This is a genomic window from Lysinibacillus sp. OL1, from assembly GCF_004332175.1.
GTDB lineage: Bacteria > Bacillota > Bacilli > Bacillales_A > Planococcaceae > Lysinibacillus > Lysinibacillus capsici.
On record NZ_SJDS01000001.1, the window covers coordinates 429,817 to 443,825 of the forward strand.

General features: G+C 38.6%; 12 protein-coding genes. 6 read left to right on the forward strand and 6 right to left on the reverse strand.

Annotated elements, in window-relative coordinates:
- Positions 1-195: 195 nt before the first annotated feature.
- Positions 196-1,569 (reverse strand): NADP-specific glutamate dehydrogenase, encoded by a 1,374-nt coding sequence (gene gdhA, locus EW028_RS02155; RefSeq protein ID WP_131519750.1) that lies wholly within the window; start codon positions 1,567-1,569, stop codon positions 196-198.
- 175 nt (positions 1,570-1,744) lie between these two features.
- Here gdhA and EW028_RS02160 point away from each other — a divergent pair, with 175 nt between their 5' ends.
- Both EW028_RS02160 and EW028_RS02165 read left to right on the forward strand, forming a co-directional pair.
- Positions 1,745-2,218 (forward strand): YaiI/YqxD family protein, encoded by a 474-nt coding sequence (locus EW028_RS02160; protein ID WP_004269357.1) that lies wholly within the window; start codon positions 1,745-1,747, stop codon positions 2,216-2,218.
- A complete protein-coding gene (locus EW028_RS02165) occupies positions 2,208-3,536 on the forward strand; it encodes a D-serine ammonia-lyase (RefSeq protein ID WP_131519751.1) in 1,329 nt (442 codons plus the stop codon). Before EW028_RS02160 ends, EW028_RS02165 begins: the two co-directional genes overlap by 11 nt.
- Before the next feature lie 276 nt (positions 3,537-3,812).
- Here the strand turns inward: EW028_RS02165 and EW028_RS02170 are convergent, their stop codons facing one another.
- Positions 3,813-4,982: a pyridoxal-phosphate-dependent aminotransferase family protein gene (locus EW028_RS02170; RefSeq protein WP_131519752.1), complete on the reverse strand. Its 1,170-nt coding sequence runs from the start codon at positions 4,980-4,982 to the stop codon at positions 3,813-3,815.
- 141 nt (positions 4,983-5,123) lie between these two features.
- Between EW028_RS02170 and EW028_RS02175 the strand changes: the two genes are divergently transcribed.
- On the forward strand, positions 5,124-6,173 hold the full coding sequence (locus tag EW028_RS02175) for a DUF1835 domain-containing protein (RefSeq protein ID WP_131519753.1): 1,050 nt from the start codon (positions 5,124-5,126) through the stop codon (positions 6,171-6,173).
- Between the two features lie 28 nt (positions 6,174-6,201).
- On the opposite strand, the gene EW028_RS02180 is transcribed toward EW028_RS02175, so the two are convergent.
- Together EW028_RS02180 and EW028_RS02185 are read right to left on the reverse strand one after the other, a co-directional pair.
- Complete coding sequence (locus EW028_RS02180; RefSeq protein ID WP_004269361.1) at positions 6,202-6,699, reverse strand: hypothetical protein; 498 nt, start codon at positions 6,697-6,699, stop codon at positions 6,202-6,204.
- A gap of 350 nt (positions 6,700-7,049) precedes the next feature.
- Positions 7,050-7,676, reverse strand: coding sequence for a nitroreductase family protein (locus EW028_RS02185; protein ID WP_131519754.1), 627 nt, complete (start codon positions 7,674-7,676; stop codon positions 7,050-7,052).
- Positions 7,677-7,870: 194 nt separating this feature from the next.
- Here EW028_RS02185 and EW028_RS02190 point away from each other — a divergent pair, with 194 nt between their 5' ends.
- Positions 7,871-9,901, forward strand: coding sequence for a methyl-accepting chemotaxis protein (locus tag EW028_RS02190; RefSeq protein WP_131519755.1), 2,031 nt, complete (start codon positions 7,871-7,873; stop codon positions 9,899-9,901).
- Between the two features lie 37 nt (positions 9,902-9,938).
- On the opposite strand, the gene EW028_RS02195 is transcribed toward EW028_RS02190, so the two are convergent.
- Positions 9,939-11,171 carry a ferredoxin reductase family protein gene (locus EW028_RS02195; RefSeq protein ID WP_131519756.1) on the reverse strand — a complete coding sequence of 411 codons (1,233 nt, stop codon included), beginning with the start codon at positions 11,169-11,171 and terminating at the stop codon, positions 9,939-9,941.
- Positions 11,172-11,328: 157 nt separating this feature from the next.
- On the opposite strand from EW028_RS02195, the gene EW028_RS02200 reads away from it, so the two are divergent.
- On the forward strand, positions 11,329-11,817 hold the full coding sequence (locus EW028_RS02200; protein ID WP_131519757.1) for a metal-dependent hydrolase: 489 nt from the start codon (positions 11,329-11,331) through the stop codon (positions 11,815-11,817).
- A gap of 41 nt (positions 11,818-11,858) precedes the next feature.
- On the opposite strand, the gene EW028_RS02205 is transcribed toward EW028_RS02200, so the two are convergent.
- On the reverse strand, positions 11,859-12,680 hold the full coding sequence (locus EW028_RS02205; RefSeq protein WP_082148098.1) for a squalene/phytoene synthase family protein: 822 nt from the start codon (positions 12,678-12,680) through the stop codon (positions 11,859-11,861).
- A gap of 214 nt (positions 12,681-12,894) precedes the next feature.
- On the opposite strand from EW028_RS02205, the gene EW028_RS02210 reads away from it, so the two are divergent.
- Positions 12,895-13,629, forward strand: coding sequence for an SDR family NAD(P)-dependent oxidoreductase (locus EW028_RS02210; protein WP_131519758.1), 735 nt, complete (start codon positions 12,895-12,897; stop codon positions 13,627-13,629).
- The last annotated feature ends 380 nt before the right edge of the window (positions 13,630-14,009 follow it).

The following is a 14,009-nucleotide window of genomic DNA, read 5'->3' on the forward strand; positions in this document are numbered from 1 at the left end:
ATAGTACTCTAAAATTATAACACGAATGTTTTAAATATTTAACGCTAAAAATGTTCGTTTAAAACGTTTATTTTTATGTTTTATAACGGGATTGTAAATAAAAAATAAGGTGATAACGAATGTTCGTTACCACCTTGGTTGAGATTAAGAATATTCCGAAATCAAATCCTAGGAAACATTGAAAATAGAATGTTATTAATAAACGCCTTCAGTAAGCATTCCATCTGCTACTTTGATAAAGCCAGCAATGTTTGCACCAATTACTAGGTTACCTGGGAAGCCATATTTTTCTGCTGCTGCTTTGCTGTCTGTATAAATATTTTTCATAATTTGATGAAGTTTCGCATCTACTTCTTCAAATGACCAAAATACGCGGCTAGAATCTTGTGCCATTTCAAGAGCAGATACCGCAACTCCACCAGCATTCGCTGCTTTTGCAGGACCAAATAATACGCCTGCCTCTAGGAATTCATTGATTGCTTCAAGATCTGATGGCATATTAGCACCTTCACCGATGGCTTTCACACCATTCGAAATTAATGTACGAGCTGACTCACCGTTAATTTCATTTTGCGTAGCACATGGTAGAGCAATATCACAAGGAATCGTCCAAATTCCTGTACAACCTTCTGTAAAAGTAGCATTTGGTCGATAATTAACGTAAGTTGAGATACGGTCACCTTTTACTTCTTTAATTTCTTTAATGGCATCTAAATCTAAGCCCTCTGGGTCGTAGATATAGCCTGAAGAGTCTGAGCAAGCAACCACTTTAGCCCCATACTGTTGCGCTTTTTCAATCGCATACGTAGATACATTACCAGATCCAGAAACAACGACTGTTTTTCCTTCGAATGAGTCATTTGCATCCTTCAGCATTTCGTTCACAAAGTAAACAGTACCGTAACCAGTTGCTTCTTTACGTGCTAAAGAGCCACCATAGCCTGGAGTCTTACCAGTTAATACACCTGATTCATTTGCTTTTGTTAAACGCTTATATTGGCCCCATAAATAACCTACTTCACGAGCACCTACGCCAATATCACCAGCAGGAACATCGACATCTGGACCAATATGACGGTATAATTCAGTCATGAATGCTTGGCAGAAACGCATAATTTCTGAATCTGATTTACCTTTTGGATCGAAGTTTGAACCACCTTTACCACCACCGATAGGTTGCCCTGTTAAAGCGTTTTTAAAGATTTGCTCAAAGCCTAGGAACTTAATGATGGATTCGTTTACAGAAGGGTGGAAGCGAAGACCGCCTTTATATGGGCCCATGACATTGCTATATTGTACACGATAGCCACGATTCACTTGGACTTGATTGTTATCATCTTGCCATGCTACACGGAAAGAAATAATACGATCTGGCTCCACAATACGGGATAAAATATTGGCCTTAATATATTCAGGATGTTGTGCGAATACAGGTACTAATGAGATGAAAATTTCTTCAGCAGCTTGTAAAAATTCCGCTTGATGACTATTCTGTTGTTTAAGTTGCTCAAATACGCCATCTACGTATTCTTTTGCTAATTGTTCATTGCTAACAGTTGTAATTGTCATAAATAAAACCCCCATTTAGTTGATAGGTGTATCGTATATCTATTTTTCAAACTATTCAATAAAATACTTTTAAAGTTTGTGAAAAATTGAGCAAGAGAGGTTGTTTTAAAATTATATTGAAATAATTTAGTTCTAAGTGATTCATCTAATTACGAGAAAGGAATGATGCTTTATTGTGAAGGTTCTTATAGACGCTGATGCCTGTCCAGTAGTGGATTTAGCGCTATCTATATCATCTGAGTTTGAGATAGAAACTATCTTGTTTTGCGATACATCGCATCGTGTTGAACGTGATAATGTAATAACAATTATTGTACCTAAAGGTCCAGATTCGGTTGATTTTACGCTAGTGAACGCGCTTTCAAAACACGATATTGTTATTACACAGGATTATGGATTAGCAGCCATGGTTTTAGCGCGAGGGGGGTATCCGATTGATCAAAATGGACGAGAAATGTCTAATGAAAACATCGAACGTTTGCTCGATATGCGGCATGTTGGTCAAAAAATTAGAAGGGCAGGTGGGCGAACAAAGGGACCTAAAAAAAGAACACAAGAAAACAATATTTCGTTTGAAATGAAATTTCGACAAATTTGTGAACGAGCGATTTTAGCCCATAAACTGGAGGAATCTACAGGTGAAAAATGAACATAAACACGAACTATTCGAACAATATCCGCAGTTGAACGAACTAGCAAAAAAGGTTACTGTATTGTGGGAAAATACAAATTGGATGAAAAATCCTGAAACAACGCTCTTTACTATGGCTGAAGTGGATGATGCAGAAGCAACATTACAACGTTTCTCTTCTTATTTAAAAGTAGCATTTCCAGAGCTTCTAGAAAGTGATGGTTTAATTGAATCAACGATCAAGGAAATTCCTGCAATGAAAAGTGCTATTGAACAAGCATATGGTGTGGCGATTCCTGGCCAATTGCTTTTAAAATGTGATCATGCATTACCGATCTCTGGCTCGATCAAAGCACGTGGAGGAATTTATGAGGTATTAAAACATGCAGAAAGACTAGCTTTGGCAAGTGGAAGACTTAAAGAAGTGGATGATTATGCAATTTTAGCAACAGAGGAATTTCAGTCGTTCTTCCAACAATATACGATTGCAGTAGGCTCTACGGGGAATTTAGGATTAAGTATCGGCATTATGGGCAAGAAGCTCGGCTTTAATGTCGTTGTACATATGTCGAGTGATGCAAAGGAGTGGAAAAAAGCCTTACTGCGTGAAAAGGGTGCGACAGTGATTGAATATGAGGCTGATTACAGTGTAGCTGTTGAGCAGGGGAGACAGGAAGCTGAGCAAGATCCAAAATGTCATTTTATTGATGATGAAAATTCAAAGGATTTATTTGCTGGCTATGCCGTAGCTGCCAAGCGTTTGAAGGAACAGCTAGAAAGGACGAATATTTTAGTGGATGAAGCACATCCATTGTTCGTCTATTTACCATGTGGCGTAGGTGGAGGACCCGGTGGTGTTGCCTATGGATTAAAAGAAATTTACGGTGAGCATGTGCATATTTTCTTTGCAGAACCTGTCGCTTCTCCTTGTATGACGATCGGGCTGATGACAGGCTTACATGACGCAATTAGTGTAGAAGATATTGGTCTTGACAATCGAACAGAAGCGGATGGGTTAGCCGTTGGTCGCGCCTCCAAATTTGTAGGAAAAGTGATGGAGACGTATATAAGTGGTTGCTATACAGTATCAGATGAAGAGCTGTTTACATCTCTAGGATTAGCGATGGAAAGTGAAGGTTTATTTTTAGAGCCATCTGCACACGCAGGAATGTATGGAGCCATTCGTTTATTACAACAAGGTCAATCCTATCTAGAAAAGAACGCATTAGTAAACCATCTACCACAAGCCACACATCTTGTATGGGCAACTGGCGGTAGTATGGTCCCACCTACAATGCGAGCTGCTTATTTAGCAAAGGTCAAGGAATTTAATTAAAGATGATGTGAGCTATGTTTGGATGGAAGCTTGACCTCTATTAGTTATTTCCCGTTCAAGCATGGGGGAAGGCATTCGAATAGTGAGATGCCCCGCTCCAATAGGAGTCCAAAGCGCTCGTAAAATGTGTGGACCCGCTCAACCAGGAGTTTAAAGCGCTAACAAAGTGAAGAAACCCGCACAGATTGCATCCACAAACGATCAAACGCAACTTCAAGTTTAGTAGAACAAATTAAAAAACAGGTGGAGTCATTTTTCTCCACCTGTTTTTGCTGTTTAACGTTGTAGTGCTTTACGTTGTGCGGCTAAGTATACTTCTTGTGCGGCAAGGATGCCTGCTCCTGGTTCGAAATCATAGGAGAAGTCTTGTAGGGCAGCCTCAAGTAGGGAAACGGCTTGTAAAATGTCACTTGGGAAACAATAGCCCATATGACCGAATCTAAAAATTTTACCCTGTAGATGACCTAGACCGCCTGCGAAATCTAAATGATAGTGTTGCTTAAGGTGCGTCAAAAATTCACCAAGATCAATTCCTTGAGGTGTTTTAATTGCTGTAATAGTTGGAGAAGCGTATTGATCTTCAGTTAATAGCTCCATGTGTAATGCTTTCATTGCATTTCGCACCATGTTTTTCATGAGGTCATGGCGGGCAACTGTTTGCGTAAAGCCACCTTCCTGTTCGATTAACTTACACACCTCATGCAGTCCATAAATCAGTGTAATAGCAGGTGTATTAGGAGTCATGCCCTTTTCCGCCCAGCTACGATAGCTTTGAAGATTTAAGTAATAAGCAGGTGTTTGATTTTCTTCAATGACTTCCCAAGCTCTTTCGCTTACGCTGATAAGAGAGAGTCCAGGTGGGAGCATCATGGCTTTTTGAGAGCCTGTCACCAGAATATCAATGCCCCAAGCATCCATTTCAGCAGGAGCGCCACCAATACAGCTTACACCATCAACGATAACGAGGGCATCTGTTTCTTCACGGATCACCTGGGCTAGTTCAGCAACAGGGTTTAAAATACCTGTGGATGTTTCATTGTACGTCACAAAAACGGCTTTAATAGTTTGTAATGGCTGTAAAAATGCTCGAAGCTCTTCGGCTGTACAAGCCTGTCCCCATTCTTTTTCGAGCTTATGTACATGGAAGCCATATTGCTCACAGATTGAAACGAAATAGTCGCCAAAAGCTCCAACTGTGATGACGACAACCTCTTCACCAGCAGATACAGTATTAACAGCTGCAGCCTCAAGCGCGGCTGTCCCACCCGAAGGTAAAAGTAAGATGTCCTGTGTCGTACCGAAAACAGGCTTTACTAATTCAATTGTTTCTCGGTATAATTCTACAAATTCCTGACTACGATGACTAAAAATATCCTGATTCATCGCAAGTTGTACCTTTTTTGGAATCGGTGTTGGCCCTGGATGTCTTAAAATATTTTCATACATATTCATTTATCCCCTTTGCTAGAAATTCAAAATTTTCTAACTATAATAATAGCATATTTATGGTGCTAGCTAACTACTTTTTTGAAAAATGATGGAAGAGATTGTCATTGTGGTACAATTTTTAAAAAGGAGGCAGTGCGAATGGAAACATCCATGCATTATCCATTTATCTATTTCTTCTACGACACAAACCAGGTGCTAGTATATAGAATTCAAGCGTTAGAGTATATCACAATAGCAGAGGTGATGAGAGAGGGGGAATGGCAGGGGTATGAGCTTGAGCCATCTGAATCTTTTACAGCATTTCATCATGAACAAAGCACACCTCAGCAGGGATGGTCTTTCTTTATGGGGCAGGAAGAGCTCTATCAGTTGGTAGAAATTATTAATGATTATATTCAACAGGTCATAACCACTACTTCAGCACAAATAGTACATATTGTTTGCTCGGAATCTGCAGCAGGCTCCTTACGAGCGACACTTGCTCCACCGAAATATGTGATCGGGTTTCCAGAGGATTTGTCGATTGGACCATTGTGGAAACTCGATGAAAAAAGAGGACAGGCATTCCGTGATGAGTGGCTAAGAGAAAATATTAATGATGGAATGGATGATTTTATAAATCGAAATAAATTAATGAACACAATCAGAGAGATACAGGATATTCCAAGCAACCTGCTGATTTACATTTGGTGTGGGTACAATGCAGAAGAACAGTGTGGTCTTAGATTCCTACTCTATTTATTACGTAATAAAACCAATGAAGTTGTTCTTATCAACACAGGTGAACAGCGGGCTATCAACCATCAATGGAACATGGAAATGTATGATATAAAGCGAATGTCCGCAAAGGAGCGTCTAATTTTTCAGCAACAGTGGGAAAGTTTAGCACAGACAAAGGATGTTTGTCGACTATGGCTACATCGACAAATTCAAGCAGTCCAAGAGAATTATTATGATAATTTGATTATGTCAACGATTGAACAACTTCATAAGGAGCAAGGGGGTACTGATTTTATACAAACAGGTGAATTCATCTCAGAGCTATTAACAAGAATGGATGCCCCACCAAATATCTTCTTTTTAGAATATAGAATTCGCTATTTAATATATAGCGGGGTTTTTGAATTAAAGGGAATTCCTAAATCCATGCACCATTACTCTGTGAAATTACGTAAAAAACCTCTTTAGCCTAAGGGCATAAAGAGGTTTTAAACAATTAAGCAACGAAAGGTCTGTTCATACGCATTAAGCCGTAGATGGCAAAGAACAATCCACCTGTTATTACCATTAAGATTGTGTATAATACTGCCTTACCTGTTTCGCCACACCAGCGGTAGAATAGGCGATACGTGAAATACAGTGTAAAGCCTGCCGCTCCTAAAGAAGCCAGAATACCGATAAATGGAATAAACGAAACAATGATCAAGCCTGCATAAATAAGGGTATTTTTTAAAGCTGTTGCACGTATTGTTTCTCGAGTATCCCCACCAGCTGTCAGCAGGAAGAGACTATATACATTAATAATGGGAATCCAAGCAATATAGGCTACATCTCCAAAACCATTTGTTTTAGATGTCATAAAATAAATAAGTGCACTAATAATGTAGGCAATTAAACCAATAGCAAGAGCGGCTAGTATAAAGATAAAAAATAAACCACCCATGGCTGCATCTAAATCTGAGTAATAATAAGAATCATTATAGTCATAATTCATCAGAAAAACCTCCCTTCATATGAAAATACCTCCTAATCATAACAATCCTCAAATGTTAAAGCTACAACAATTTAGATGTAATATTTAGTAGAAATCGCACAAATGTACTAGAATGAAGTGGATTATTTAAGGCTTTAATGATGATTTTTTGAGTGCCTTATGATAAAAATGCAAAAAATATCCTTGGAAACATTATTATGCTAGTTTTTGAGAATCATTTTCCGTTTTATTAATTTCAAAAATTACGTACAAAAACATTACTATCCTATGATGGTAGATGCACAAGAAATGCCACAAAAAATAAAAATAGCCATCTTAACTACATTGTAAGATGACTATTTTCACGTGTATTAAATGAATTTGGCGATGTGCTCAAGTTCAATGCGGGAAGAATTGTAAGCAGGTGCGGCTGCCTTACCAATGGCAATTAAAATAACTGGGACGATATGGTCAGCTAATTCAAAGCGTTGAGCAAAGGCTTCTTTATTAAATCCACCCATTGGCACTGTATCATAGCCCATGTCTTTAGCTAGTAGCATGATTTGCATGGAAATTAGACCAGCATCAAATGTAACGATATTTTTTAACACTTCTTGGGGAAGTTGAGAATATAGATTGATTGAGTTGTTAATCATTAAATCTTTTGTTGCCTCATTGATATAGCCAAGATCGAAGTTCTTTGTATAGATAGCCTCGGCATTTTCGTACATCTTTGTATCACCTAAAACGGCAATAATTGCTGAGGAAGTTTCTACTTGTTCTTGGTTATTGGCAATAGCACGTAGCTCTTTTTTGACCGCTTCATCCTGAATTACTAAAAAGCGCCAAGGCTGTAGGTTACTAGACGATGGAGCAGACGTCGCTTCTACAAGTAATTCTTCTAATTGTTGCTGCGGGATTTTAAAGTTTTCATCGTATTTACGAACGGATTTACGCTCGTGCATAACTTTAGTTAAAGAACTTTTTGTCACTGTCATTATTTTGTCTCCTTCTTGGTATGATGCGTTTTTTACTATACGATAAATGAATTCATTTTCCAAGTAAATTGCTCGAATTAAAGAGTCTCGAATATAGGATTTAAAAGTTACAAAAAAAACATATTTTTGTAGGTATAATCCATTTATACTAGAGATGGAATAGAGCAATAATAATAGATATGGAGTGAAGGTGAATGAAAAAGCTATTAGGAAATTTAAATATTATGGCAAAAATCGCAATGCTTATTCCTGTCATCACTGTTTTTTTAGGTGGTATGACCTTCCTTAACTATTTGAACGTATCCAATGAACTTGAAAGCTCTATTGAAAATGAAATGTCTATACTCGCGGATGATGTTGCAGGTTCCGTTGAGGGCAAATTGCATGCACACATTCAGCTCATAAATAGTGCAAAGACAACAATAGAATCGGCTGACAGTATGATGACCAGAGAGCAATTTATTCGCTACGTACAGCAGCTATTGCCTTTCAATAAGGAAACGTATGGTATGGGATTATGGCTAGAGGAGGGTGTGGCAAAGGGAGAAATTTTCGGGCCTTATGCCTATAAGGAAGAAGAAAAAATTGTCTCTACGGATGCTTATGAAGATCCTGCCTATCATTTTCACGAGCAAGAATGGTATCGCAATAGTATCCAATCTAATAAGGTAGTTCATACTGCACCTTATTTTGATGAAGCTCTGGGGGAAATGTTTATCTCATTTGGTACACAAATTGTCAAAGATTCTAAGCCCATTGGCGTTATTACAGGGGATTATGTATTAGATTCAATTCAATCCATTGTTTCTGACGTGAAAATTCGAGAGAGTGGTTATGCATTTATAATTGATGATAGTGGCAAAATTTTAACGCACCCTGATGTAAATAAAGTGAATAAAGAAACGATCCAGCAGTTGTTGAACATGCCTGTGGAGCAGATTTCTGATCAAAAAAAGTTAATACATACAAGCAGTCAGGGTAGTGATTTTACCTTACAATTTATGCAAATACAAGATATGCCATGGAAGTTAGTGTTACTGGTTCCGACAACGGAGCTTTATGGCGAAATACAGGCCATGCTTCAACAGCAAATCGTGATGAGTGTCGTTCTAATTTTACTTATCGCAATTAGTATTTATTTCCTTGCTCGTTATATCCGTGGGGAAGTGAAAACGATGAATACTCATTTAGGCTATCTTGCTACGGGTGATTTAACGCAACAAATGGCCATTCATACAAAGGATGAATTTGGTGAAATGGCGCAATATTATAATGACTCTGTGGAAGCATTAGGTTCGATGATGCACCGCATTGTAGCTGAAACTGAGACAGTTGCTTCTACTGCAGAGGAATTAACGGCAAGTGTGCAAGAGGTCAATAAAACTGTCACAGAAGTTGCGATTTCTATGCAAGAGGTGGCAGAAAATACGAGTTCACAACAACAGGTGAGTGGGGCGTTAGAGGGTGTAACAACACAACTAGGTGGGAATATGAAGACCGCCATGGACGATTTACATGAAGCAGTCCAACAATCACAAAAAACCTCTGAACTCGCTACTGGCGGATCACAAAAAATACATGGTTTCGTAAATGATATTGTCCACCTACATGCACAGGTTGACAGTAGTGCCAATCTGGTGAATGGCTTGAAGGAGCATTCGATTCAAATCGAGCAGATGAGTCAGCTCATTTCGGCTATTACCGACCAAACTAATTTACTATCTCTTAATGCTGCCATTGAGGCAGCACGAGCAGGGGAAGCAGGGAAAGGCTTTGCCGTTGTTGCAGGAGAGGTGAAAGCACTAGCTGAACAAACTAGCCGTGCTTCGTTAGATATTGCAAAGGTTGTGCAGACGATTCAGGAACAAATGAATGATGCAGTAGAGATGATGGAGCAAAGTCGAAAAATAGCTCATCAAGGCATTGGCTCTGTTCAACAAGCAGGCATGACCTTCGATACAATTGCCAGTGCAACTGAAGGTCTCCAAAACACCATGCAAAAGACAAGCAAAACGACATCTGATGCTTTTGAAAAGTTGCAGGCAGTAACCGAAAAAGTACAGGCAATTAGCAAACAGGCACTTGCAACAAATGATCATACATTAAATGTATCGGCCATCACGGAGGAGCAGGCATCGACAATGAATGAGATGTCTGTAGCCTCAGAGCAATTAGCGCAACTTGCTCAAAATCTGCAAGAAGAAGCAACTAAATTCACGATTTAGTGCTAAGGTGTACATCTAGATTTAGGTGTACACCTTTTTAAGATCTAAATGAAAAAGCTTCCCATTTTACATTTTTCTTAGGTGCAGCCGATTTGAAATGCTTGATCATTTTTTCTGGTCCACATATATAAATACTAGTTTGTGGAGAAACGGATAACTCATTAACAGAGAGTCTATTGCGCTGTGTTGTATCAATAAATGTGACAGTAAAATGGTCATTTGCTTGTGCATAATCCTCTAAAAAATCTTTGTAGATGACATTGTCTTGCCCGTGAAAAGAATAATATAAGTCAATTTTCTTATCAGGCTGCGTGTGTAAATAGGCAAGAAATGGGGTGATGCCCATACCACCTGCAATCCATAGCTGCTGTGCATTCCCGTTGCCGAAGTCAAAATGACCATAGGGGCCATCTACAGCAACCTCTGTATGAACCTGAATAAGGTTGTAGACCTGTTTGGTATAATCTCCAATAGCTTTCATTGTAAGATTGATTTGTTGTCCACACCCTCCAGAAATAGAGAAGGGATGCGGTGCTTTTTCGATACCCTCTTGAAAGACTTTCAGAAAGAGAAATTGTCCTGGTCGATAATCCAGCTGTTTTGTAAGCTTCAACTTAATTTCCAATATCTCAGGAGTCAGCCTTTGAATGGATGAAATCTGACCTTTATAGGGAAAGAACATATCCTGATACATTGTCAGCATATAAAGGGCTGACATAAATCCAATCGTAGTTGTTAATGCTGTAAAAATCCCTAAAGCTGAGGGTTGTAATAAATCATAGTGGCTAGAAAAATAAGCATGATAAATACCCAGTGTATAGGGCACAAGTAATAATCGATGAAGCCAGCGCCAATGCTCGTACTTCAGGAATTTTGCAATAAAGGCAAGAATGATTAGGAAGATAAAGCCGTATTGAGCAAGCTCGCCAAGATCTTTTGCGAATTCGTTGAGTGGTGTTTGTTGTGTTAGCTCTTCATCAGGAATCATTTTTTGTAATTGCCCGTGAATAAGAATCAATACAAGTGAAAGGATTGCTAGTAATTTATGATAAAAATAGACATGCGCTAGACCACTAAACCAACGCTCCAACTTTTTTATTCTTGTAGCTAATAAGAATACAAGAAATAAACAAGTTATGGCTAAGCCTCCAATGACATGACTTAGTGTGTTTAACGGATGGATCGGTGCCATGGGTTTGCTAAAATACCAAAGCAAAGCACTACCACACAAAATGATGAAAATAAAAAGTATTCCTTTATAGGCTCTCATATTTAACCTCCATCCCTATGTTTATCCATAATTTAACTAGCTATACAATCAGATAGGAAAAAAGTTTCGAGCGTACGTTCGGAATGTACGTTCCCTTTTGTGTCGAATTATGTTACATTAAGAAGGAAAAATAAGAGAAAAGGAGTGGAAGTAATTTATGCAAGGGAATACCCATATCGTAGGGGGCATTACAGCAAGTCTTGCCTTTGCACAGTTTTCAAATGATAACCCACTTGTCTTAGTTGGTGCAGGGGTTATTGGTGCGTTACTTCCAGATATTTGTCATAGAGGTAGTAAAATAGGTCGAACATTTCCCCTCATCGCGAAGCTAGTAAATACAGTATTTGGACATCGTTCCTTTACACATAGTTTGTTGTTTTTAATAAGCATGATGGTGTTATTACATATGTTGATTCCTTATCGAGCGATATCTATTGGAATAATTATCGGGATGGCTAGTCATATCATACTTGATATGTGTACAAAAAAAGGGGTTAAACTATTTTTCCCTGCGACTGTCTCCATTCGTTTTCCGCTGACAACGAAAACTGGTAGCAAGGTAGAAGGTGTCGTACTGATGTTGTTATCGATGCTATCCATCTATTTGAGCTATGAATTAATTGTAAGATTTATTGATGCGATATAAATAAGATAAGCCCCAGTAATCGTTTACTGGGGCTTTTGATGTTAGTCTGCCTGTACCTCTTCAACAGTTTGCTCTACCTCGGCACGAGTCATTTTTTCTCGCCCTTCTTGCATTGCCTTTAGTGTTTTGTGGGCTAAGGCAAGTGGTAGGCGACAGAACAGCAGAATAGTACGTTTGTTGATATCCTTCATATATAAATCTGCTTTGGCTAAATTTTCTTCTGCATACGCAAATAAATCCTCGCGTGTCCATCCCTCTGGTACGAAACTTACACCACGTTCATCTAAATCCTCATGCTGATTACGTAAAATGTTGACAGCCTGCAATCCACGGCCATAGCCTATTGCTAGCTCGCGATCCGTTTGAACGCCTGCACCCCATGCCCAAAGCTCAGACAGCATCGTCCCTACAAGCCCAGCCACGTAGTATGTATAATCGTCTAAATCCTCACGTGTGCGGACCTGCCAATTCGCCTTTGCCCATTTTGCCATCCCAAAAGCCATTTCACTTGTGGAAGCCTGTACAATTTTTCTGGATTCCTCAGGGCAAAATGTCAGCCAATCTGCTAAACGAAGGGATACTTCAGGTAATAGCTCTGCATAAGGTGCAAGTAATGACTGATAGGCTTCGTTATTGAAATTGTCCTTTAGTAATTCACTCGTAGCTGACAGTAAATCAAATTTTACATCATTAGAAAGTTCTTCATGGTCTTCAATTTCATCAATGGCACGCATTGCTAAATAGGCTGCAGCTACTGATATCTTTAAATCATTTTTTAAAAATGTAATAGGTATATAAAACGTGCGGCTTGTATCTTTCAAAACCTGCATCGCTTCTTTGTAAAGTCTTTTTTGCTCGTTCACTTGTATTCCTCCGTTCAAATGGTTCCACATCTATAGTATATCGTATCGTAAAAATAGGGAAAGATAAAACAGATTGTTCATATTTAGAGAGATATTCTTTGAAAACGTTTACTAAAAGTGATATAGTTTAATAGTAAACTATTTAAACCTATACTTTCATTGTGGACGAAAGTATAAGTTAAACCACATTTCAGAAGAGAGGAAGTTTAGAAAAATGGGACGTTTAGATAATAAAATTGCGATGATTACTGGTGGCGCATCTGGTATGGGTGCAGCAATGGCGAAATTGTTTGCACAAGAGGGTGCTACGGTAATTGCAGCTGATATTAATGAAGATAACCTAGCAAAAATTTCGGAGCTTGATCATGTAGAGGGGATGAAATTAGATGTTTCCTCTGACGAAAACTGGGCAGAAGTGACGAAAGCCATTGTGGAGAAATATGGTCGCATTGATATTTTAATTAACAATGCTGGTATATCATCCGAAAAAGGACCAGATCAAATTACACAAGCGGATTGGTCAATCATGCATAATATCAATGCTTTTGGACCTTTCTTGGGCATTAAACATGTCTCTAACTATATGAAAGAAGCTGGAAAAGGCTCTATCGTTAATACATCCTCTTATACAGCGATTATTGGTGCAGGCTTTAATGCCTATACAGCTTCTAAAGGCTCTTTACGTGCGATTGCTCGTGCAGCGGCATCTGAGCTTGGTGCTTTCAATGTTCGTGTTAATACAGTATTCCCTGGTGTCATTGAAACACCAATGACTGCTAAATTATCAGAAGCAAAAGAAGCAATGGATATGTTAGTAAGAACAACACCAATGGGCCGCCTTGGTCAACCAGAAGAAGTAGCGAATGCTATTTTATTTTTAGCATCTGATGAAGCTTCTTACATTACAGGTGCTGAGCTTGTCATTGATGGTGGCTATTCAGCACGCTAATTAATCGTTTTAGGAAAGTGAAAGTGCCTGCTCAAGCAGTGCATTTTCACTTTTTTTTGCATTTCAAGATTTAAATAGTGGAACGTCCAATTTGGACACTCCCATCATTATTTCACGAGCCATCCCAAACGCCTTGCATTTTATTTAGGAATACAATTTTCCCAATATGATAGGCATCGTGCATAGTTAAACTCCTCCTTTCATGCACTAGTAAGCGTTCTCCTGGAATCTGCCTATATAAATCTTCGTTAAATTTCAAAAACAGCATTATACTTTAACAAAGCTTTATTTTTTTAGTAGAATGATGATAAAGCTTTAGATATGCAATAGAACATTCAGCTACCCAATAGAAAAAATTTGATATTTTCCATGATTTTTTC